19 protein-coding genes are annotated in these 22,610 nt (G+C 37.4%); 3 read left to right on the top strand and 16 right to left on the bottom strand.

The genetic code is table 11. From position 1 onward, the window contains the following. Positions 1-106 precede the first annotated feature (106 nt). The 4 genes from ACPWSR_RS11445 to ptsP all read right to left on the bottom strand — a co-directional run bounded on the left by ACPWSR_RS11445 (position 107) and on the right by ptsP (position 6,508). Positions 107-1,000 carry an NAD-dependent epimerase/dehydratase family protein gene (locus ACPWSR_RS11445; RefSeq protein WP_426348355.1) on the bottom strand — a complete coding sequence of 298 codons (894 nt, stop codon included), beginning with the start codon at positions 998-1,000 and terminating at the stop codon, positions 107-109. Between the two features lie 176 nt (positions 1,001-1,176). Then, on the bottom strand, positions 1,177-3,159 hold the full coding sequence (gene tkt, locus ACPWSR_RS11440) for a transketolase (protein WP_426348354.1): 1,983 nt from the start codon (positions 3,157-3,159) through the stop codon (positions 1,177-1,179). 190 nt (positions 3,160-3,349) lie between these two features. Next, positions 3,350-4,663, bottom strand: coding sequence for a histidine--tRNA ligase (hisS, locus tag ACPWSR_RS11435; RefSeq protein ID WP_426348353.1), 1,314 nt, complete (start codon positions 4,661-4,663; stop codon positions 3,350-3,352). A gap of 228 nt (positions 4,664-4,891) precedes the next feature. Further along, positions 4,892-6,508 (bottom strand): phosphoenolpyruvate--protein phosphotransferase, encoded by a 1,617-nt coding sequence (gene ptsP / locus ACPWSR_RS11430; protein ID WP_426348352.1) that lies wholly within the window; start codon positions 6,506-6,508, stop codon positions 4,892-4,894. A 374-nt stretch (positions 6,509-6,882) separates the two neighbouring features. Here ptsP and ACPWSR_RS11425 point away from each other — a divergent pair, with 374 nt between their 5' ends. Next, entirely contained in the window at positions 6,883-8,895 is a 2,013-nt protein-coding gene (locus ACPWSR_RS11425) for a sigma 54-interacting transcriptional regulator (RefSeq protein ID WP_426348351.1), read from the top strand. A gap of 11 nt (positions 8,896-8,906) precedes the next feature. Beyond that, on the top strand, positions 8,907-9,803 hold the full coding sequence (locus ACPWSR_RS11420; RefSeq protein ID WP_426348350.1) for a YitT family protein: 897 nt from the start codon (positions 8,907-8,909) through the stop codon (positions 9,801-9,803). Between the two features lie 42 nt (positions 9,804-9,845). On the opposite strand, the gene citC is transcribed toward ACPWSR_RS11420, so the two are convergent. The 11 genes from citC to ACPWSR_RS11365 are packed head-to-tail and all read right to left on the bottom strand — an operon-like array spanning position 9,846 to position 20,635. Then, entirely contained in the window at positions 9,846-10,886 is a 1,041-nt protein-coding gene (gene citC / locus ACPWSR_RS11415; protein WP_426348349.1) for a [citrate (pro-3S)-lyase] ligase, read from the bottom strand. Between the two features lies 1 nt (position 10,887). Then, positions 10,888-12,426 carry a citrate lyase subunit alpha gene (gene citF / locus ACPWSR_RS11410; protein ID WP_426348348.1) on the bottom strand — a complete coding sequence of 513 codons (1,539 nt, stop codon included), beginning with the start codon at positions 12,424-12,426 and terminating at the stop codon, positions 10,888-10,890. A gap of 12 nt (positions 12,427-12,438) precedes the next feature. Then, complete coding sequence (locus ACPWSR_RS11405; protein ID WP_426348347.1) at positions 12,439-13,305, bottom strand: HpcH/HpaI aldolase/citrate lyase family protein; 867 nt, start codon at positions 13,303-13,305, stop codon at positions 12,439-12,441. A 15-nt stretch (positions 13,306-13,320) separates the two neighbouring features. After that, positions 13,321-13,584: a citrate lyase acyl carrier protein gene (gene citD, locus ACPWSR_RS11400; RefSeq protein ID WP_426348346.1), complete on the bottom strand. Its 264-nt coding sequence runs from the start codon at positions 13,582-13,584 to the stop codon at positions 13,321-13,323. A 23-nt stretch (positions 13,585-13,607) separates the two neighbouring features. Then, positions 13,608-14,171, bottom strand: coding sequence for a Fe-S-containing hydro-lyase (locus tag ACPWSR_RS11395; protein ID WP_426348345.1), 564 nt, complete (start codon positions 14,169-14,171; stop codon positions 13,608-13,610). 10 nt (positions 14,172-14,181) lie between these two features. After that, a complete protein-coding gene (locus ACPWSR_RS11390) occupies positions 14,182-15,024 on the bottom strand; it encodes a fumarate hydratase (RefSeq protein ID WP_426348344.1) in 843 nt (280 codons plus the stop codon). Between the two features lie 41 nt (positions 15,025-15,065). After that, a complete protein-coding gene (locus tag ACPWSR_RS11385) occupies positions 15,066-16,310 on the bottom strand; it encodes a methylaspartate ammonia-lyase (RefSeq protein WP_426348343.1) in 1,245 nt (414 codons plus the stop codon). 42 nt (positions 16,311-16,352) lie between these two features. Then, positions 16,353-17,813 carry a methylaspartate mutase subunit E gene (locus ACPWSR_RS11380; RefSeq protein ID WP_426348342.1) on the bottom strand — a complete coding sequence of 487 codons (1,461 nt, stop codon included), beginning with the start codon at positions 17,811-17,813 and terminating at the stop codon, positions 16,353-16,355. 20 nt (positions 17,814-17,833) lie between these two features. Further along, complete coding sequence (glmL, locus tag ACPWSR_RS11375; protein ID WP_426348341.1) at positions 17,834-19,222, bottom strand: methylaspartate mutase accessory protein GlmL; 1,389 nt, start codon at positions 19,220-19,222, stop codon at positions 17,834-17,836. Between the two features lie 15 nt (positions 19,223-19,237). Next, positions 19,238-19,651 carry a methylaspartate mutase subunit S gene (gene glmS, locus ACPWSR_RS11370; RefSeq protein ID WP_426348340.1) on the bottom strand — a complete coding sequence of 138 codons (414 nt, stop codon included), beginning with the start codon at positions 19,649-19,651 and terminating at the stop codon, positions 19,238-19,240. A 15-nt stretch (positions 19,652-19,666) separates the two neighbouring features. Further along, a complete protein-coding gene (locus ACPWSR_RS11365; RefSeq protein ID WP_426348339.1) occupies positions 19,667-20,635 on the bottom strand; it encodes a GntR family transcriptional regulator in 969 nt (322 codons plus the stop codon). A gap of 199 nt (positions 20,636-20,834) precedes the next feature. Here ACPWSR_RS11365 and ACPWSR_RS11360 point away from each other — a divergent pair, with 199 nt between their 5' ends. Further along, on the top strand, positions 20,835-21,599 hold the full coding sequence (locus tag ACPWSR_RS11360; protein ID WP_426348338.1) for a DUF3048 C-terminal domain-containing protein: 765 nt from the start codon (positions 20,835-20,837) through the stop codon (positions 21,597-21,599). Positions 21,600-21,680: 81 nt separating this feature from the next. Here ACPWSR_RS11360 and cwlD read toward each other — a convergent pair whose 3' ends face one another. Continuing rightward, complete coding sequence (gene cwlD / locus ACPWSR_RS11355) at positions 21,681-22,487, bottom strand: N-acetylmuramoyl-L-alanine amidase CwlD (RefSeq protein ID WP_426348337.1); 807 nt, start codon at positions 22,485-22,487, stop codon at positions 21,681-21,683. Between the last annotated feature and the right edge of the window lie 123 nt (positions 22,488-22,610).

Genomic DNA, 22,610 nt, shown 5'->3' with positions numbered 1-22,610 from the left:
TTACTCCTCCTGTAATGAAGCCATAGGTCTTTATTTCTATTATTATATAATATACTTTGCTCCTTACCAAGAAAATATTTAAAAAAAGTGGCTAACGCCACTTTTTTTAATATCCCAGAAGCTTTTCAACTGCCGCCTCTTTCTGTTCCAATGTAAGATTAACCTTCCAAATATTCTTTGGCTTAAAGCCTAATATTTCTTCTGCCTTCTTTCCTGACTCAAAGCTTTCATGGTCTGAAAAGTCACCTTTTAGCTCTGCATCTGGCATATATTTTTTTATTAGCTCTATGCTAGGTGTCATACATCTAGTATTAGGAGCTGCAATGTGAAAGACCTCATGCCCCTTGAAATCCGCTTCAACAGCTAGCCTAAAGGCTCTTGCACAATCTTCCTTATCAATGTATGACCATAGATTCCAAATATATAAATCCACATTTTCATCTTGAGCAAAATTGATATCATTTTTAACCTTTTTAACATCAGCTACATAAGAAATTCTCAGGCTAGATAGAGTCATATCAGGAAATCTATGTGCAAAGGAATCAGCAATCTGTTCCCCCACTATTTTAGAAATACCATAACTATTGTCAGGAGTGCATTCGTGTTTTTCATCTATAGGAAGATATTTAGGTAATACTGGATTATGGGCAAAGGTTATTCCAACGGCACAGTCACTAGAGGCTAGCGCTACCTTCTTTATACCTTGAAGTCCAGCAGCCATCAATATATTATATTGACCTAACACATTATTCTGAAATACTCTAGGAGTATTATCATTCTCATCCGGTTGAGGTATTGCTGCTAAATGAACTATGGCGTCACAGCCCTTAATAGCATCATAAACCTCTTCATAGTTTCTGATATCTATAATTTTTTGTTCAGTAGGACATCCTTTCCAATTACTGTGGGTAAGTGATAAAACATCATAACCATTTCTTAAAAGGTGCCTCACAACATTTCTTCCAACTATCCCCTTAGCTCCAGTTACAGCAACTTTCATATAGTTTCTCCTCCTTAATCTAGAAATAATTCTCCATTGTTTTAATAGATTTTACCACTAAATTAAATACTTTTTTTTACCTTAATGTTAATTAATCTAAAATTAATTTTATATAAAGTTAATTTCAAAAAAATAAGAAATCAACGATATTACATCGTTGATTTCTTTTTATAGGATTACTTTAATAGATTTAAAGCTCTATTTACTACATTATCCACGGTAAAGCCTTTTTCTATAAATACTTCTTCTGCCTTTCCTGAGGCTCCAAATTCATCTAAGGCTATTATATCTCCATCTAAGCCTATATATCTATACCATCCAAATGAGCTGCCAGCCTCTACAGCAAGCCTTCTCCTTACGGACCTCGGCATTATGCTTTCTTTATATTCTTCACTTTGACTATTGAAGAGCTCCATAGAAGGCATGCTTATAACCCTAGCTGATACTCCTTTATTCTCAAGGTCCTCTGCAGCCTTATAAATAAGCTCTACCTCTGAACCAGAAGCCATAAGAAGTATATCAGGAGTTTCTTTGCTCTCTTTTCTAATTATATAAGCACCCTTCAAGGCTTCTTTACCAGTCGCATCATATAGAGGAAGCTTTTGTCTTGTTAAGACTAAAGAAACTGGGCCATCCTTTTTAGTCATGGCAAGATACCAGCCTGCAGCAGTTTCTTTTGAATCACAAGGTCTAAATACAGTCATATTAGGAGTGCTTCTTAAGGATGGAAGCTGTTCTACTGGTTGATGGGTAGGACCATCCTCTCCAACACCTATACTATCATGAGTAAGCACATAGGTAACGGGGATTCCCATAAGTGCAGATAATCTCATGGCTCCCTTCATGTAATCGCTAAATACGAAGAAGGTTGACACGTAGGTTCTTAAACCACCATGAAGACAGATACCATTTCCTATAGCTGCCATAGCATGTTCTCTAACACCAAAATGCAAATTAGCCCCTTCTCTATTATCCGCTGAGAAATCTCCCTTATCCTTCATATAAGTCTTAGTAGATGGCGCAAGGTCAGCAGAACCTCCAATTAAATTTGGAAGAATTTTTGCCAATCTATTTATTATAACACCTGAGGACTCTCTAGTAGCCATTGGTTTGTCAAAGGACCAAAAATCCTCAGAGTCCAATTCTTCAAGAGGAGCTTCATTGGAAAACCACTTTTCATATTCCTCTGCTAATGCAGGATAATTGTTTTTATAATCATTAAATAGAGCCTTCCACTGATCTTCTTTTTCCTGTGCTTTTTCTCTGAAGGAATTCATTTCCTCTAGAACCTCTTCTGGCACAGTAAACTCTTCTATATCCCAGCCCATAAGCTCTTTAAATTCTTGAACATTATCAGCTCCTAAGGGTTCACCATGAGCAGAGGCAAGACCCTGCTTCTTAGGAACTCCATAGCCTATAATATTTGTTACCTGAATAAAGGAAGGTTTATTTTTTTCCATCTTTGCTTCTTCTATGGCTCTAGCAACTGCCTCCATATCATTTCCATCAGCAACCTTTATTACCTGCCAGCCGTAAGCTTCGTACCTCTTAGCAGCATCTTCTCTAAAGGCTATATCTGTATCTCCTTCAATGGATATGCTATTTGAATCATAAAGCACTATAAGCTTACCGAGGCCTAAGGTTCCTGCCAAGGAGCTAGCTTCTCCCGATATCCCTTCCATTAAGCAACCATCGCCAACGATAGCATAGGTATAGTGATTAACTATATCATAGGATTCTCTATTGAACTTAGAAGCTAAGAATTCCTCTGCTATAGCCATTCCCACCGCATTAGCTATACCTTGACCTAAAGGTCCAGTAGTTGTTTCAACTCCATCAGTATGACCATACTCTGGATGGCCTGCTGCCCTGCTTCCTAACTGCCTAAAGCTCTTTAAATCCTCCATAGTAACATCATAGCCAAATAAATGAAGCAGTGAATAAATAAGCATTGAGCCATGGCCTGCTGAAAGGACAAACCTATCTCTATCCTCCCAATGAGAATTAGCTGGATTGTGCTTTAGAAATTTAGACCATAGAGTATAAGCCATGGGAGCACAGCCTAAAGGAAGGCCTGGATGTCCTGACTTAGCTTTTTCAATTGCATCTGCTGATAATACTCTGATCGTTTCAACCACCTTATTATCGATGTTCTTCATTTTGTTCCTCCTTACAAATTAAAGACTAAATTTTTACCTTCTAATTTCCTATAATATAATTTAATATGATTTGATCTAGCTTACCCTTCTACAGTGAATTTTAACATTATAGCAATAATCATGCAATATTTTACAAGCAAATAAAAGGATTGAAATAGGCATAGCTACCTATATTCAATCCTTATTAATATTATCCTTTAATTAATTTAATAACTTCCTCTATAGAACAGCTTTTCTGGTCACCCTTTGCCATATCCTTTAAAGTAAGCTTTCCACTCTCTCTTTCCTCACTTCCAATGATAATTACATAGGGTATTCCAAGCTTATTAGCATAGTTTAATTTTTTTGCAAGCTTTCCTTCTTCAAAGTATACCTGAGCTATTATTCCCTTACCTTTAAGCTTATTGGCAGTACTTATGGAATAAGAAATATTTTCATCCATAGGAACAATCATAACCTCTGTTAAGGTGGAAGCACCAGCTTCTATGATCTTGGCCTCCTTTAGCTGATAGAATAAGCGGCTTAAGCCAATGGATATTCCTACTCCTGGGAGCTTTTGTTTAGTATAATAGCCAGCTAGATTGTCATACCTTCCTCCAGAGCATACGGAGCCAATGGAAGGATAATCCTTTAATATAGTTTCATATACAGTGCCTGTATAGTAATCCAGCCCTCTGGCAATCTTTAAATTCAGCTTGAAATTTTCCTCTGGAACCTTAAAGTCCCTTATATACATAACAACCTTTTCCATCTCAGCAATCCCCTCAAGGAATTCCTCTTCAGTAATATCAAGGTTCTTTAAGTCTTCTATAACCTTATCAGTAGCCCCATCAAGCTTAATGAACTCTTCAATTCTTGAAAGCTGCTCTTCACTTATACCTCTATCCTTGAGCTCTTTTCTAACGCCTTCTATGCCAATCTTATCTAGCTTATCGATCGTCCTTAAAACTTCAGTTTTATCCTCTATGCCAACAGCATTGAAAAATCCATTAAGTATTTTTCTGTTATTAATATTAATTTCAAAAGCATCAAAGCCTAAATCCTTAAAGGTGCTATATATCACCGCTGGAATTTCAGCATCATTGATAATACTAAGCTTTCCATTTCCTATGATATCAATATCACATTGATAGAATTCTCTAAAACGCCCTCTTTGATTACGTTCTCCTCTATATACCTTACCTATCTGATATCTTCTGTAAGGGAAATTCAGCTCATTCATATTCTGTGCCACATACCTTGCCAGGGGAACTGTTAAATCAAATCTCATAGACATATCCGTATCGCCCTTGGTAAATCTGTATATTTGCTTTTCCGTATCTCCTCCACCCTTAGCCAGTAGAACCTCAGATTTTTCTAGTATGGGAGTTTCTTGAGGTATGAAACCAAAATTCTCATAATTTTTTCTTATGGTATCAAGCATATTATTAAAAAGTATCTGATCAGCAGGTAAAAATTCTAAAAACCCTGGTAGTGTAGAAGGTTTTACAATATTATTTTCCATTCCTTATCCTCCAATATTTTTTCTATTTAGTTACGTTAGGCAATTGCGTGCATATAATCTATACCATTATTTAAAAAAACAACTATTTCTTTCATTATAATATCATAAAACATTATCCAATAAAATATGTATTTACCCTACTTTGAACAGTTCCCTTAAGATAGAGGAGATTTTACTAAATCTCCTATAAAATAATAATGGGAAGCTTATTAGGCTTCCCAATTGTTATTAAAATTCAAGTATTTTCTTTTTAGCTGGTAATATTGAGGTTGCACTCATGGAGAATTCATCTAGGCCATACTCTAAAAGTGCTGGTATTGCTTCCTCATCTCCTGCCATTTCACCACACATTCCACACCACTTACCCTGGCTGTGTGCTCCTTCTATAGTCATCTTAATAAGTTTTAATACAGCTGGATGCATTGGATTGTAGAGGTAAGAAACCTTTTCGCTCATTCTATCTGCTGCTAGAGTATATTGAATCAAGTCGTTGGTTCCAATAGAGAAAAAGTCCACATGCTTAGCAAGCTCATCAGCATTAACAGCCGCAGCAGGTATCTCTACCATTATTCCCCACTCTATTTCTTCACTATAATTCTTGCCCTCAGCCTTTAATTCCTTCTTACATTCTTCAACTATGTCCATGGCTTTATTATATTCCTCTAAGGAAGAAATCATAGGGAACATAACTTTAAGATTTCCATATACAGAAGCTCTTAATAAACCTCTTAGCTGAACCTTAAATATCTCTGGTCTATCTAAGCAAAGTCTTATTGCTCTATAGCCTAAGAATGGATTCATTTCTTCAGGCATAGGCAGATAGGAAAGCTTCTTGTCTCCACCAATATCAAGGGTTCTTATAACAACTGGCTTTTCTCCCATCTTTTCTAATACATATTTATAAGCTTTGTATTGCTCCTCTTCCGTAGGCATATCATCTCTATCCATGTATAAGAACTCAGTTCTAAATAGCCCTATACCATCGCCACCATTAGCAAGAACCTGCTCTACATCTTCAGGCTTACCGATATTTCCACAAACCTCTATCCTTTTGCCTGCTGAAGTAGTAGTTTTAACTTCTATAAGCTTCTTAAGCTCTTCTCTTTCAGCTTCATAGCCCTTTTTCTTTTCTAAGTATGAAGCAACTGTAGCCTCATCAGGATTTAGAATAACTATTCCTTCTATACCGTCTACAATCACCTTGTCTCCAGTTTTAACCTGAGTAGTTATATCCTTTAATCCTACTACAGCAGGAATCTCTAGGGTTCTAGCCATAATAGCACTATGAGAGGTTCTGCCTCCGATGTTTGTTAAGAAGGCAATAACCTTACTCCTATCTAATTGAGCTGTATCTGAAGGTGTTAAGTCATGAGCGACAACTATTGTATTTTCTTCTTCAATATCAAAGCCTCCTACAGATGTACCTGCAATATTTGCTATGATTCTTTTAGAAACATCCTTTATATCTGCAGCTCTTTCTCTCATATACTCATCGTCCATGCTCTCGAAAATAGTAACGAAGGTATTCATCACATCATCTACAGCCTTCATGGCATTACTGCTATTATTCTCTATTTCAAGGTCCATTGCTCCGGTAAATTCTGGGTCATCAAGAAGAGTCAGATGAGCTTCGAATACTTCAGCCTTCTCCTCTCCCATGGTTTCAATAGTTTTTTCTTTAATCTTTGCTATCTGTGCCTTGGATTTTTCTACTGCCTTTTGAAGCTTTCCCTTCTCTTCTGTAACATCCTTAGCAAGCTCTGCAGTTATCTTTACCTCCACCTCTTCATGAAGGTAAATTGTACCTATAGCATATCCTTTTGATGCAGCTATACCTTTTATCATTTTTCTTCCTCCTCATACTATGCAGCGCTACTACTACAACTATTATATATATAATATTATATTATTATGTCTAGTTATAATAAATAGCAAAAACCGTGCCAAAGGTAACGTTTCCGATAAATTCACAAATTATTTTCTACCTTATCTCTTTGTTTTCCTTCGATTCAGGCTTTTCTGATCTTTTAATCTCTATGTATATAAATATGTTATGCAATTTTCAATATAATATAATCTGATATTTTTTATCAACTAATTTAACTGTTTTTAAAAAAACTCTTGGTAACTCTCCTAAAATAGGCTAATATAAGGATATGATAAAATATATCAACTATTTTTTAATCTTGATATTTTTTATCAAGAATGAGAGGTGAGATATGTATTCAAGAGAAATAATTATTAGAGATCCCAATGGCTTGCACACAAGAATAGCTGCACTCATGGTAAATAAGGCCTCTGCTATAATTCACAAGTACAGCACTAACCTTTATATAACAAAGCCTCCCTTTAAGGATCCCTTAGGTATAAGCATGCTGGCTCTTCTTTCTCTAAGGGTTAGAGAAAATGAAACTGTAGTAATTTCCAGCAAGGATGATAGCTTTGGAAAAGTAGCCGTGGATGAGCTTTGCGATTACATTGAAAATCAAATGGAAGTATCTCCACAGGTTATGAAGGACATTGATGCTTTTATAGAAGAAAGCAAAATAGCCAATGATCAAATTTTTGAAAACCTGCCAATAGGTATTGTAGTTATCGATATAGATTGCAATATAACTAACATCAACAAATATGCTCTCAATCTCTTTGGTAAAAACTATAACCAGATTATGGGAAAGTCTATAGAGCTATTAATAAAGAATTCAGAGCTTCCAAAGATTCTTACAGCGGGGGATAAGCATTTTGGCCTGCTGCACCAGGTAAATAATAAGACGGTGATGGTAAATGAAAGTCCCATTTATTCTGGCAATAAGATCATAGGAGCAGTAGCTATATATCAAGATATTTCAGACCTTGTAGGAATGAAAGAACTAAACGAAAAGTTCCAAAAGCTTTTAGGAATGTCTCATGACCTTATATGCTTTGTTGATGAATTTGGCAAAATAAGCTATGTTAATCCTGCCTATAAAAAATATTTTTCATTAGAAGACCGTGATATTACTGGAAGGAAGCTAGAAGACATATCTCCCTACGGTTATAGAATGCAGGTTATGAAGAATAAAAGTAAGATTGAAAATATTAGACAAAATAAAGATGGTATAGATATAATATCAACGGTAGAACCTATATTTATTGATGAACAATTTAAGGGAGTTATATCAACCTCAAAGCCTGTGGATGAAATCAAGGATCTTATGAGCAAGCTAGAAAAAAGCGAACAGGAGCTAGAATATTACAAGGAAGAGCTATTAAAACACAATCAGCTCACCTCCTCTTTTAAGGATATAATAGGTACCAGTACCTCTTTGAGAGAAGCTCTGTACTTATGCACTAAAGCCTCTATGACCACTTCCACAGTGATGATTTCTGGAGAAAGTGGCACTGGCAAAGAGCTTATTGCCAAGGCTATCCATTATAATTCCTCTCGGAAGGATAAACCTTTTATAAAAGTGAATTCTGCCGCCATTCCAGAAAGCTTATTAGAAAGCGAGCTCTTTGGTTATGAAAAGGGTGCTTTCACCGGTGCCTATAAAAGTAAGCCTGGAAAGTTTTCCTTAGCTAATGGAGGTACCTTATTCTTAGATGAAATAGGCGATATGTCTATATCCATGCAGGTTAAGCTTCTACGAGCCCTTCAGGAACGAGAAATAGAAGCCTTAGGAGGAATAGAAACACAAAAGATAGATGTTAGGGTTATAACTGCTACTAATAGAGATCTTGAAAAAATGGTTAAGGAAGGCAGCTTTAGAGAGGATCTATATTACAGACTCAATGTTCTAACTATCCCCCTCCCTCCACTTAGAGAGAGAAAAGAAGATATAAGCTTACTTACAGAGGCCTTTATTAAAAAATTTAACAAAAAGCTCAATAAAGCTGTTAAAGGAATAAACTCTCAAGGGCTAAGACTTCTTCAAAATTACAGCTGGCCCGGAAACGTAAGAGAATTAGAAAACATAATAGAAAGAGCATTAAATCTCTGTGAAGGAACAATTATCACAGAGGATGACCTACCTTCCTACATCAATACTTTACCTCAGGTAAAGGATGAGCTAATAAACACAATAAACGGGGAGCTACTTCCTTTTGAGGAATATGAAAGGGCAATAATCAAGCTAGCAATGGAAAAGTATAAGAGCTATAATAAAGCAGGAAAAGCTCTAGGCCTTACCCACAGAACTATATCCTTAAAATGTTCAAAATATAATATTGAGGTTAGCAAATCCAGCAAATAATATAAGCTTAAATGAGAAGAATTCACAGAGCAACAAAGGAGACAGGACAGAATATGACCAACATACTGCAAAAATACAGAGGAATAATTGACACAATAGTTATCATTTTAGGTTGCTTTATAGCTGCTATCGGCGTTAACATGTTTTTAGTTCATGCGAGACTTTTAAGCAGCGGTGTTGCCGGTGTCGGCTTAATAGTTCAGTATATGACAGGCTTTAAGGTAGGATTTACAATGTTTCTAATCAATATTCCATTGTTTATAATCAGCTACCTTAAGCTCAGCAAAAGCTTCACCTTTTATTCAGCTATAGGTATGCTTTCTCAATCCTTATTTTTGATTCTTACAGAGAACATTGGACAAATCATTAATCTCCAGGATACCCTTTTATATTGTATATATGGTGGTGTCCTCTGTGGTATAGGCTATGGGCTAGTTTTTACAAGAAACGCCTCCACAGGAGGAGTAGATATAATTGTGATGCTTATAAGAAAATCCTATTCAGGGGATATAGGAAAGCTCAGCTTCATAATCAACCTTATGGTTGTCTCCGTAGGAGGATTCTTCCTGGGACTTCCTAAAGCACTATATACATTTATATCTATTTATATACAAGGACTAGTTATAGATAAGGTAGTTAAAGGCTTAAATAGAAGGCAGCTGATGCTCATAATAACAAACCAAGAACAGGCTATAAAGGATTATATAATGAATCATCTCCACAGAGGAGTTACTATTCTACCTGCTGAAGGAGGCTATACCGCTCATAAAAAAGCACTCATTTACTGTATAGTTAGCACAGGTCAGATGGTAGAGCTAAAGCGTGCTATACTATCCTTAGATGCTGGCGCCTTCATGTCTATAGTAGATGTTTCTGAGGTTAAGGGAAAAGGCTTTAAGAACATTTAAAAAAACGCACAAGCTGTGCGTTTTTTTATTATCCTTTTATACCTAAGTCTCATGGCTTCTCTTTAACTTTTCTATAAGCTCTATTCCTTCGGGCGATTTTAAAAAGATAGCACTAGTAGCTGGTAAAAGTATAAAAGCTTTTTCTATGTCCCCAGAAGCTAGATACCCTCTCACGGAGGAAGCACTTATAGCCTTCTGCCCCATAGTTCTTCTTGGTACTTCAATAAGCTCAACCTCATACTCCTTTGCCATAGCTTTAAGAGCTTCATTATATTGAGAGGTAATATTGCAGTAAGGCTCCTCACCTACATACCTCTTTTTAATATTTAGAGCCTTGGCTATATATCTATAAAAAACACCTGCATCTATCTCAGCATACGCCCTAAGCCTCTGATTTTCCTCTTTAATAAAATAATTTGGAAAGGTCGCTGAAGAAATAATATACTTACCTCCAGAGATAAGCTTTACTCCTGGAATATCCTTTGTACCTTCCTTTAGCATTGTATATCTTATATTAAAAGGGAAAAAGGATTTATCCTCTTCAACCAAGAATATAATAACCTCTTCATTTTCCTCAGCTGCTTTTTCAATTAAAAACCTATGCCCTAGGGTAAAGGGATTACAGTTCATTACTATTGCTGCCCTGGACTTTAGGGTATCTATATTATTACTCTTAATAATTTTCTTTAAGTAATCCTCTATTCCTGTTAAGCCATTCTCTAGTAGTACAGCATCCTTTCCTTCATAAAGAGTACTAAAGCCTAAAGAAATAAAAATATTCTTGTTACAGGGTTTAGTAAAAACAAAAAAGGTTTCATGCCCCTCCTCCAATAGCTTATCCATAATCCTAGTAACCATGACAGCTGCTAGACCTTCTCCCTGATATTCCGGGAGGATGGCAAAGGACTTTAATATATTCTTCTCCTTAGAACAGGTAGCTATAAGCCTTCCATCCTCTGTAATAGAAAGAGTATAATCAATATCCTTATCAAGAGTCAGAGAAAAATCCTTTAAGAAGCCTTTAATCTCCTGAAGCTCCCTAGGATTTTTTATATTTACTTCGTTAATAGTAATTCCAACCATATTATTTTCCTCTTCTTATTAAATCCAGCACAGAACCATCTCTATATTCAATAACTCCTACTATCTCCTCGGAAGGTATTGTACTCTTAGGTATACCGGTATAGCTCTCAGCTATAGCTTTGAGCTCATTAATAGTCAAAACCTTTAATCCAGCTTTGTTCAAGGAATCTATAAGGTCTTTCCTTAAAGGGTTCACCGCTATGCCTCTTTCCGTAACCAGTACATCCACCGATTCTCCTGGAGTAGTAATGGTAGTAACCCTATCCTTTATGATAGGAAGCCTTGCCTTCATAAGATTAGAAACTATGATAGTAAGCTTGGCACCAGCTGCTGTATCACTGTGTCCACCAGAACCGCCCATTATAACTCCATGAGAATCTGTGGTTACATTTACATTAAAGCTAGTATCTATCTCTGTAGCCCCCAAAATAACCACATCTAATTGATTAACCACCGCTCCCTTGTTATGGGGATTCCCATACATAGATGCAGACATTCCCTGATGGCGTGGATTTTCTCGATAGGATCTAACAGCTTCTATGTCAAAGCATTGAACATCCAACAGGCTATCAAAGAGGTTTGACTCAAGCATCTCAACAAGATATCCCGTTATGCCTCCAGAAGCAAAGCTTCCCCGTATCCCCTTTTTAAGCATCTTCTCCTTTAGTTCCTTAGCTACAGCCAGAGAGGTTCCCCCTGCTCCCGTCTGAAAGCTCATCCCAGTCTTAAGCAGTCCTGAGGCTTCAATGACACTGCAGGCATCCTTAGCAATCTTCAGCCCTATAGGATCCCTGGTGATTTTTGTGGTTCCTGATACAATGCCTTTGGGATCACCTATGGATTCTACAGAAACTACATAGTCAATGTAATGCTGTGGTATTTCTATAGGTACTGCAGGATAAGGAACAAGATTATCAGTTATAGCTACAACTTCTTTTGCATACATACAATCAGCTACTGCGTATCCCAGAGCTCCACAGGCAGATGGACCATTAACACCATTGATATTTCCATAGCTGTCAGCACAAGGGGCAGCTACAAAGGCAACATCTATAGCTATTTCTCCTGCTTCAATTGCCCTACTTCTTCCTCCATGGGTCTGCATTACCACAGGATACTTAAGTCTTCCTGAGGAAATAGCTTCAGCAACAGGGCCAGAGATATAGGAGGCGTAAAGCTTCGTAACGATTCCTTTATTTATATAATCCACCAGAGGAGCATGGACAGGGAATATGGAGCTAACAGCCAGAGTTAAGTCCTTAATCCCTTTTTTACATACCTCCTCCATAACCATGTTAAGGACATAATCCCCATTCCTTAGGTGATGATGAAAGGATAGGCACATGCCATCCTTAAGATCAATCTCCTGTAGGCTGTCCTTTATAGATGAGAGCAGCTTCACTTCCTTTGGGGTAATAACCTTTCCAGGAATAGATGCCTTTTTTTTAACCATAGTCTCATTAAAAAGTCCTTTATATGGTTTAACCTCACCATAGCCTTCAATATACTCTGGTAGCTCAATCCCTAATGAATTTATCATAAGCTTCCCCTCCTATAAAAGCTTAAGCTTTTCAGCCAAGCTCAATATCCCTTTAGCTCTTTCAATAATAGGTGCATCAACCATCTTTCCATCCACAGAAAAGACACCCTTACCCTCTTTATCTGCCTGCTCCATGGCACTGATTACTCTTAAAGCATAATCAATTTCTTTAGCATCAGGGGCAAAACCTTCATGGATAGTATCAATCTGCCTTGGATTAATGGCTGCTTTTCCAGTCATCCCCAAAGCTTTACCTTTAGAAATATCCTTTATGAGCCCCTCCAGGTCCTCTACATCAGTGAATGGAGTATCTATAGCGCTAATTTTATTTGCTCTACAGACAGCAGCTATCTTATTCCTGGGATAAAATATTTCATCCCCTTCCTTAGTTCTCTTTATTGAAAGGTCCGCAGTATAGTCTTCAGCTCCGAACAGAACTCCATTAACTCTTTCAGAGCTCTTTATTATTGATCCCACCATTTCTACTCCATAGGCACTTTCAATCAAGGGCATTAGTCCTATAGAGCCACGAGCTATGTGGTGTTTTCTCTCAAGGTCATCTAGTAAGGCAGAAGCTTTTTTTATTCCTTCTTCATCGGCCTTGGGCACTAGTATAGTATCTGGCTTTAAAGGAGCAAGCTCTAGAATATCCTCCTCCCCATAGATGCTATCCATGGGATTTACTCTTATTATAAGCTCAACTCCATTAAAGGTTATATTCTTCAAAGCCTCTCTTACCAATATCCTTGCTGAAAGCTTTTCTCTTATATTTACAGCATCCTCTAAGTCCAATATAACTCCATCTGCGCCTAAGAGCTCTGCACTCTGCAGCATTCCTGGATTATTACCAGGAAGAAACAAAAGACTTCTTCTAAGCATAATATCTCCCCTTATCTATTCCCCTCGCCTGCAGGCAGCTTCTACTCTAGCTCTGATAGTATAATTTAGGGCTCCTTTATCCTGAGCCCTAAGTTTAATTGAGGTTATACATAGCTCCTGGAGCACCTGTCTAATAACCTCTTCTATTTCTTCTCCAAACTGTTTCATAACAATGCTATCCAGCTGTATATCGATAGCTTCCTCTTCATTAGGTGCCACCATTATAAGTATATCATTAGACTCTAGGGTGCCTGCTGAGGCGGCCTTGTTTATTTTCATCGCTTTCCCTCTTTTCTAATAGCCTAATCCTTTTTAACTGTATTTAAATATTCCCATTGACCAAGCTCATACAAGTTATTTCCCTCATTATCAATTACCACAATGCAAGGGAAATCCTTCACCTTTAGCCTCCTGATAGCTTCTGCTCCTAAATCCTCATAAGCCACTATTTCAGCTTCATAAATAGCTCTACTTATTAAAGCTCCTGCTCCACCAATAGCAGCAAAGTATACCCCATTATTTCTTTTTATAGCATCCTTTACCTCTTGGTTTCTCTCACCTTTTCCTATCATGCCTTTTAGCCCTAAATCTAAAAGTCTAGGTGCATAGCTATCCATTCTGTAGCTAGTAGTAGGACCAGCTGAGCCCACAGCCTGACCTGGTTTAGGTGGTGTAGGCCCCACATAATATATCACGCTGCCTTCAATAGGAAAAGGCAGCTCTCCACCTTGATCTAAAAGCTCTATGAGTCTTTTGTGAGCAGCATCTCTAGCGGTATATATTTCTCCTGTTATAAGAACTCTATCTCCAGCCTTAAGCCCTCTTACGACTTCTTCAGTTAGTGGTGTATTTATATACTTTTCCATAAGACACCTCCTATAGCTCAGCAGTCAAATGCCTGGTAGCATGACAGTTTATATTTACTGCAACAGGTAGCCCTGCTATATGAGTAGGATATACTTCTATATTTATAGCTAAAGCTGTAGTTCTTCCACCAAAGCCTTGAGGCCCTATACCGAGAGTATTAATTTCCTCTAGAAGCTCTAGCTCTAAGTCCTTATAATATTCATCGGCATTTCTTACATCAGAATTTCTTACTGCAGCTTTTTTTGCTAAATTTGCTGCCTTATCGAAGGTTCCGCCGATCCCTACTCCTACTATCATTGGAGGACAAGCATTAGGCCCAGCTTTTCTTACGGTATCAATAATAAATTTCTTTACTCCCTCCAAGCCGTCAGAAGGTTTAAGCATTGCCAGGGCACTCATATTCTCGGAACCAAAGCCCTTTGGTGCTACAGTTATAGAGAATTTATCCCCTTCTACCAAATCTACATATATAACTGCTGGAGTATTATCTCCTGTATTAACCCTTCTTATAGGGTCCTTAACTACAGACTTTCTTAAGAAGCCTTTAGAATAGCCTTCCTTAACTCCATCATTTATAGCCTGGTGAAGTCCTCCACCAACAATGTGAACCTCCTGACCTATCTCTACAAATACACAGGCCATTCCAGTATCCTGACACATAGGCACTCTTTCTGCTTCAGCAATTTCAGCATTCTCTATTATGCTGTCTAATATATCCTGTGCTATCGCAAAGGTTTCATTTTTCTTAGCCAGTACAAGACGTCCCTTAACATCACTGCCTAAATTATAATTTGCATCTATACAAAGCTTTGCAACGGTTTCTCTGATATTATCTACATGAACCTCTCTCAAGGTCATCACCTCTTTATAATTATTGTCCTATAACCATTCTATTATTTACTTCTTCTGTTAACAAGGGCAATAACTCTATTCATTTCATTATTCACAATCATGAAGCCTTCATCAACACCCATTCCAGGCTTTGCAAGGACTTGAGCCGCACCGCAAGCCATGGCAATATTAGTGCATATTTCAGCACTTCTATTGGTTTCATTACAGGTTCCACCACAATAGGCTCCTACACCCTTTTCTCTGCAGTACAGGAGTGCTTCAATGGTATTGTTTATTCCACCTAAATCTGGTGTTTTTACCTGAAGCATATCACCAGCATTATTATCTGCAAAATACACTACATCCTCGTAGGTATTGCACCATTCATCGGCAACTATCTCTACCTTTATGCTTTCTTCCTGGAGTCTTTGAGTGAGCTCCTTAAGGGCAAGCATCTGCTTCTCTCTTTCCTCCATATCCATTGGACCTTCTATCCTCAATGTTAATGGGCTTGCAGCCTTTTCTAAAACCCTGAAATAATCAACCATTTTCTCAAGGTTATTTTCAAAAATTATACCTATAGTTCCGTATACATCTATATGAAGTACAGGATTATAATTTTCACTATATCTTAAACTCAATACTCTGTTTCTCAGCCAGGATACATACTCTACTAAAAGCTCACCATGATACCCAAGCTTTTCTGCAACATTATTTATAAGTCCATGAGGTATTACATCGGCACCTTTTATAATCATTTTATCTGAATTGTTATATCTATCATCGCCGGACTGTGTAAATATTGGTATTCTTCCTATAGTAACCCCAGTATTATATTCATCCTTAACAACCTCAGCCATGGTCATCTTCTTAGCCTTGGAAACACCATCTAGCAAGGCCTGGGTAACACCATATCTTATGGCTGTATGAAGTCTTTTTCCATCTATTGTCATCCTATCAAAACGCTCTGCTAATCCTTTAAATGAAGTTAATTCAAGACCAATAAGCTCTGGTGCAATATACTTTTCAATTAGAGGGATGAAATCTGAAGCTAAAAACAATGGATCTCTACCACCAGCTCCACTATACTGCACTGCTGCGCAATCACCATAGGCTACCTGTCCATCCTCAAGAATAAGCATCACTGAAATAGACTCACCAGCCTGTCTTACTGCTTTAAACCCCTCTGTTACCGGCTCTCCTGTATAGGTAAAGCCATCATGACTGGCACCCTTCTTAATTGCTCTTTGATCATCAAAATAAAAACCTGTTCTTCCTGAGGAGCAAACTACATCTATAATTTTCATAAACTGTACCTTCCTTTTTTCATAATGGATTGCTGTATCTTTTTATTTTATTCCCTCTGGTCTACCCACTAGCTTACCTCTTCCAACAGCAAAAATATCATCCACCGTCATCTGGAAGCCTACAGCTCTATTTTCATATTTTCCTCTAGCTCTCAGCTTTTTCATGTTAAAATCCTTTATATCTGCTGAGAAAGGCATATTTCCAAACATAAGGTATCTTACAGCACCATTATTATCTCTTGCTGGCATCATTCTTCCCAGGTTATATTTACTTGGAGCAAAAGGAACGTCAATAATCCCCTGTTCAAAGCCCTTTACTGCTCCTACAGCAAGGTCTCCTTCCCCTATTTCAAAGAGCTTATCAATTATACATCTGGTTTCTGCTTTTATGATGGATATCTCTTCTATCAGTTCATTAGATGATGGCATTCTCTGGCCCTTTAATAGGTTCAACACCATCTTCGTTGTCTTAATGCCCAGGGCATTTGCTTCCTTAGTTGGTATACCTATAGCTTCATGAGGAGTCTTTACTATAACCTTAGTGGCTCCAGCCAGCTGAGCAGCAGCTGCTCCATTGGAAATTACTCCAAAGGCCTTTGCTTCGTCCTGTGGGAAGCCTCCCATCCATTGATGGAACACTGTAGTTATACATACATCCTCATAACCATAGAAGCTTAAATATTCATTAACCTGATCCTCTAGAGCCCTTATAGCAGCTACATCCTGTATTAGATTTCCACATTGGCCATATCCTACAGTGATATTCTTTACTCCCTGCTCAGCAGCTAATAGTGCTTCAATTATTGCAACAGAATTAGAGGTACTTGGTGGTACTAGAGTTCCTGTAAGTGGGCCGAAAGGCTCACGATTTATAGTTATACCCTGCTCCTCATAGAAACCTACAAGTCTATCACAGTACTGCCAATCTAAAATGGATTTTTCAAGAGGTATGCTTTTTGCATAAGGGATATTATAGGAAATTCCTCCTCCCTCGTTAGAAGTCCATCCAGAAGCATGAATTATTTCTGCCAGCAGCCTTCCATCAGGAGTTCCATGCCTAGCCTCTACAGGTAAATTGATAGCCTCAAATACCTTCCTACAGCCGTGAATTCCGTGATTAACTACAGGGAAGCCATTAAGAAGAGATCTTCCTGTTATTCTGCTTTCTCTAATGCCTACTTCACATTCCTCATATCTGTTCTGCCTTGTATAGCTATCAACAGTTGATGGAAGCAAATCTGCCTCCCCTTGGTTCTGAAGATAGGTTAATAGGTTTATATGCCCCTCTATTAATGCTACTCCTGCTCGAGGTTGTGCTAGGGTTATCCCTTCCTCCTTTGCTTTAACAAGCTTTTTAGAAAAATTTTTATGCTCCGGTACCTTTTTCAAATAATCCACAGCATCCTGAAGGTCAACCTCTTTTCCAGTTGGCCACTGTTTTAATACCTCTTCACGCACCTTAAAAAACTCATCTTCATTCCATTTTTTATTTTTTAGTTTCACTTTTATATCCCCTAACCTTTTTATAATTGTATAAGATACTTTTTCATTATTCTCACTGCCATATCTGGTAAATCCTCACTGAGTAATCCCATGGCTGATAAGATATATTTTTCATCCAGAATAAAGCCTGGATACCTCGGTTTTAAAGAATTAATATTATCCGTGTTATAAACACAGGCTTCTAAAATTTCTTTAGGATTCTCACTATGAACAAGTACCCCTCCTGTACCTATAATATATTTTGTTTCCATTAAGTCCTTGCCCACCTGATTGTAAACCATACCCATGGGAGAATAATAAGGCTCTAAATAACCACAGTGTCTTTCCATGGAAACATCCAAGCATACCTTGGCCATGGCCTCATCAAAGTCTACCTCTTCCATTGTTTCCGGTATAAATCTAATATTTTCATGCCTGAACCTAGCTGCTTCTTCTATCTTCAGATCCTTGAACTTAAGATACTTTTTAATTCTTCTGCTCCCCACAGCCTCCCATAAGGAGAGTGCCGAGTATCTCATGCCTAAATCTCCTTCTACGGTTCTTTTAGCGTAGGGCTCTTCCAAACCTCTTAAGTTGATACCGGGCTTTGATGGTTCACCCTTAGCTATAGAATGAATATCTGTGGTTGCCCCCCCTATATCGGCTACAATAAGCTCACCATAGCCTTCCTCTAGATCACTACCCTCACTTAAAACTCTAGCAGCTCTTAGCACTGCTGCAGGAGTGGGCATCATGACTCCGCTGGTATATTCCTCTGCACCTTGAAGTCCCTTTGCCTGAATTATTCTTTCCATAAAAATCTTGCGGATTTCATCTCTAGCAGGGTCTACATTAATTACATTGAGTCTTGGCATGACATTTTCACAAACAGCATGGACAACATTTCCCTTAGTAAACAATTCTCTTATCTTACTATTAGCAGATTTATTACCAGCCACTACTACAGGCACACCTATATTACTTCTAGCAATAAGCTCTGCATTATAAAGGATACACTCTTTATTCCCTCCATCAGTTCCTCCTGCTAAAAGAAGCATATCTGGTTTTAACCCCTTAATCTCTTCTATCTCATCATCAGTGAGCTCAAAGCTGTAGGTTTTCATAACCCTTGCTCCTGCTCCTAGGGCAGCTCTCTTAGCTGCTTCTGCTGTTAGCTCAGGCACCAGGCCAATAGCAATAATCTTTAATCCTCCAGCGGCACTGGAACAGGCCAGCTTTTTTATAAAGTTGGGTTTTTCATCCTTGAAGCCTTCCTCTAGAAGAGCATAAGCCTTATAAAAGCCATCCATGATATCCTTTTCAACAGTGGTTATGGCTTTCGAGGTAGCTATTATCTCTTCCTTCTCAATATCTACAGCAGTTAACTTGGTATAGGTGCTTCCAAAATCTATTAGTAGATATGCTTTCACAACTTCGCCTCCATTCTATTGAAGATGTAAGTCCTTCTTAAGATCCCCTACAGCTGTTTCAATTGAGGTACCAGGTGGATAAACTCTATCGAAGCCCATGGACTTAAATCTTCCATAAACCTCTTCCCAATTCTGTTTACCAACCACTATATTTCCTCCAACATACAAAAGGATATCCTTTAAGCCTGCCTCCTGACACTTTTCTCTCATACCCCTACAATCTATCTCACCATGACCATAAAGAGATGAAACCATAATAACCTGCGCATTAGTTTCTAGTGCAGCATTAATGAAGTCTTCTTGAGGTGATAGCACTCCAATATTAACCACATTAAAGCCTGCTTCAGTAAGTCCATATTCCAGTATCTTATTACCCACAGCGTGACAATCTGCACCAATAACACCCAGAATCAAGGTTTTCTTTTCCATTTTATTACCTCCATATTATAGTGGAATATTAAGCTCAATAATTTTTGACTTTAGGGCTTTAACAGACCCTTCGTCTAAGTTATATATAAATTTTATTACATCCTTTTTGTCATGATTAAACACTTCTATATCCTTATATCTCCCAGGAGATACCAAAATAACATCTGAGCTGTCTACAATCTCCTGTATTACCTCTTTATCATAGCTATTGGAATACTGAATATTTATATCTCCCAGTCCCGCCTCCTCTAAAGCCTGTTTTATCTTGAACATAAATTCTTCGGACATGCAAAAAAAGCCAAACTTTGTACTACTAGGGTACCTAGCAATCTTTACAATGGTACCTAGATCAGCATTAATCGCTACCCCTAAAATCTCCTTTTTATATGCTGCGGTTAATCTGGAAACCTCACTTACATGATTGAAGGTAGATACAATAATTTGACTGTCTTCTATAGCTTTTTTAGTTTTATCATCCATATTTCTTAAATCATTTATGGTTATAGGAACAACCAGCATATCTGTTGAATAGCTTAACTGAGTGCTAAACATTCTTGATTGCTCAACATTACATTCTACATATATAGCTGTAGTTTTATTCATCTTATCAATCTTTTCTTCTGTATATCTCGCAACAAGCTCTAGAAAGTTTTCACCACTGATACCGCTTCCAATGGCCTCTTCAAAAGCTAAATCTAAGAATTTATAGATTTTCTCTTTTGAATCCCTCATCTTCCACACTGTATTCTGCTCTGAAATAAAGGTACCCTTACCCTGGATAGACTTTAATACACCTTCCAGCTCCAGCTCCTTATAAGCAGAGCTAATGGTATTTCTACTTATTCCTAGAACTCTGGAAAGCTCTCTTTCCGTGGGCATTTTATAGCCTACCTTAAGCTCTCCCTGATTAATCATATCCATTATCTGACTCTTTACCTGAAGGTAGAGAGGTCCCCCACTATTTCTATTAAGCCTAATCTCCATATATACCGCCCCCCATTGGATTAATGGACCAATCCATTAACCATAATTATCTTATCATGGCAATATATACCTTTCAATATGATTTGTCCAATTTTATCAAATTTGATAGTTTTAAACATTTTTGATGAATTTATTGCATAAATTAATGAAATAGCCACTATAATTTATAAGGCAATTAACTAGAGAGGGGATGTCTTAAATGATTGATAGAAAACCTTTAAATAAAATAGATTTTTTTATATTTTTTTCTATGACAATAATAATCATATTTATTTTATATAGTCATGCTGAAAGATGCGCAGAGAGGTCTTTATATAGACCTCCACAGGGAAATGCTCTTAATGTCTCTCCTATCACAGGAGAAGAAATAAATCCAGTTCTTCAGAAGGATGAAGCCTACATAGCTATTTATAAAGAAGATATAGTTATCAATGAGCTGACCGGAGAGAACCAGGGGGACATTATTTTTGAGAGCTATGACGGCGCTTCAGATAAATGTGTCTATGAAGGCTTATATTATGAAAATTCTCCTTATAGCTCATTGGGGGTGGAAAGAATAGATACCATAGCCATCAACAATCTTCCTACCTTCTCCTTTGAGGAATCCAGTGATAAACTACCTATATATTATAAGGATAGCGGTGATCTAATTCATATTAGGTATTCAAAAGCTATATCCAGCACCTTTAGATATGAGGAGGGCTTATATAAATATTCTTCATCCCTTGATAATAGCAATGCGCCTGTGGTTTCAAATCTGATTATCCAGCTTGTTGATAAGGATTATCAGAAGAATAAAGGTAATGCCATAATAATTTCTGGTGGAAAGGCATGTTCAGGAACCTGGGAAAAGTTAAATAGCACTACGGTAATTAGGGACTATACTGGTGCTCCTATTACCCTTATGGAAGGTAAGAGCTGGTGGATGACAGTGGTTGAAGGTAGCTTAATACTTATTGAATAAAAAAGACTCCCAATCTAGGAAGTCTATTAAAGCTATTATATTGCCCCGGAAATAATTATATTTCTTCTTTTCACGAGACTATTATTGAGGAGCTTCTGCTCCTCTCTCTGCCCTTACCTTAAAGTCTTCATAATATCTATTAACTGATGCTGCAATTGCCTCAGCTATTTTTTTCTGATAAGCTTCATCCTTTAGCCTTTGCTCCTCTTCATAATTAGTTATAAAGCCACATTCAACAATAACTGATGGAGCTTCATAGCCATCTCTGAGTATTTTATAGCTATCAAGGGCAGGCTTTTCTATTCTCTTATTGGTGGGATCTAAATACTCTCTTAAGCACTCCTGGATAGTTTTAGCCAGGTATTTGCTTTCCTCAAAATTAGAATACCATACTTGAGCTCCTTTTACAGAGCCTTTAGGGAAGGTATTTTGATGTATGCTGATAAACATATCACAGTTTACTTCTTTCTTTTTATTGCATCTATTGGTTAAATCCTCAACCTTCTTAGAGCTGTATTTTGATCCTGAAGGGCTGTTCAAGCTTTCATCCTTGTCTCTAGTCATAAAAACCTTATAGCCTACTTTTTCTAGCTCCATTTTAGCCTTAATAGCTATAGAAAGGTTAAGATTTTTTTCAACAGTTCCATTTTTAGACTTTGCTCCTCCATCATAGCCTCCATGACCTGGATCGATCAGTATTATCCTTTGCGGCTCTTTATTTTTTTTGTCAGTTATCTTTTGTTCCTGGTTTCCTCTCTTAGGCTTAAGGGTATCCTCAAGGTAAGAGGCATGAGCAGCTGATGAAAAGAAAGCCATAACTAAAAAAGCTAAAAGTGCTGAATATATATATAACCTGGTTCTATCTACAATAGTAGCTGTCACCTTCATTATATCCCTCCTTATTGGTAAGATATAAAGATAGTGTGTACATATATAATAAAAAAATACCTCTAATAGTGGAGTGCTTTTAAGCTTATCCATTGAAACTACTTGAATACAAGCCTTCTAAAA

Source organism: Alloiococcus sp. CFN-8, assembly GCF_049943125.1.
Taxonomy (GTDB): domain Bacteria; phylum Bacillota; class Clostridia; order Clostridiales; family Clostridiaceae; genus JAEXZL01.
The sequence above is the reverse complement of the archived record's forward strand: the minus strand, read 5'-3'. Positions and strand labels throughout refer to the sequence as shown.

Excerpts from the sequence above, each read along its gene's own strand:
- cwlD (WP_426348337.1), bottom strand. The coding sequence starts at position 22,487 with ATGAAGGTGACAGCTACTATTGTAGATAGAACCAGGTTATATATATAT.
- tkt (WP_426348354.1), bottom strand. The coding sequence starts at position 3,159 with ATGAAGAACATCGATAATAAGGTGGTTGAAACGATCAGAGTATTATCA.
- ACPWSR_RS11395 (WP_426348345.1), bottom strand. The coding sequence starts at position 14,171 with ATGGAAAAGTATATAAATACACCACTAACTGAAGAAGTCGTAAGAGGG.
- ACPWSR_RS11420 (WP_426348350.1), top strand. The coding sequence starts at position 8,907 with ATGAGAAGAATTCACAGAGCAACAAAGGAGACAGGACAGAATATGACC.
- glmS (WP_426348340.1), bottom strand. The coding sequence starts at position 19,651 with ATGGAAAAGAAAACCTTGATTCTGGGTGTTATTGGTGCAGATTGTCAC.
- ACPWSR_RS11385 (WP_426348343.1), bottom strand. The coding sequence starts at position 16,310 with ATGAAAATTATAGATGTAGTTTGCTCCTCAGGAAGAACAGGTTTTTAT.
- hisS (WP_426348353.1), bottom strand. The coding sequence starts at position 4,663 with ATGGAAAATAATATTGTAAAACCTTCTACACTACCAGGGTTTTTAGAA.
- citD (WP_426348346.1), bottom strand. The coding sequence starts at position 13,584 with ATGAAAATAAACAAGGCCGCCTCAGCAGGCACCCTAGAGTCTAATGAT.
- ACPWSR_RS11365 (WP_426348339.1), bottom strand. The coding sequence starts at position 20,635 with ATGGAGATTAGGCTTAATAGAAATAGTGGGGGACCTCTCTACCTTCAG.
- ACPWSR_RS11405 (WP_426348347.1), bottom strand. The coding sequence starts at position 13,305 with ATGCTTAGAAGAAGTCTTTTGTTTCTTCCTGGTAATAATCCAGGAATG.
- ptsP (WP_426348352.1), bottom strand. The coding sequence starts at position 6,508 with ATGATAAAAGGTATAGCTGCATCAAAAGGATATGCTATAGGTACAATT.
- ACPWSR_RS11360 (WP_426348338.1), top strand. The coding sequence starts at position 20,835 with ATGATTGATAGAAAACCTTTAAATAAAATAGATTTTTTTATATTTTTT.
- ACPWSR_RS11425 (WP_426348351.1), top strand. The coding sequence starts at position 6,883 with ATGTATTCAAGAGAAATAATTATTAGAGATCCCAATGGCTTGCACACA.
- citC (WP_426348349.1), bottom strand. The coding sequence starts at position 10,886 with ATGGTTGGAATTACTATTAACGAAGTAAATATAAAAAATCCTAGGGAG.
- ACPWSR_RS11445 (WP_426348355.1), bottom strand. The coding sequence starts at position 1,000 with ATGAAAGTTGCTGTAACTGGAGCTAAGGGGATAGTTGGAAGAAATGTT.
- citF (WP_426348348.1), bottom strand. The coding sequence starts at position 12,426 with ATGATAAATTCATTAGGGATTGAGCTACCAGAGTATATTGAAGGCTAT.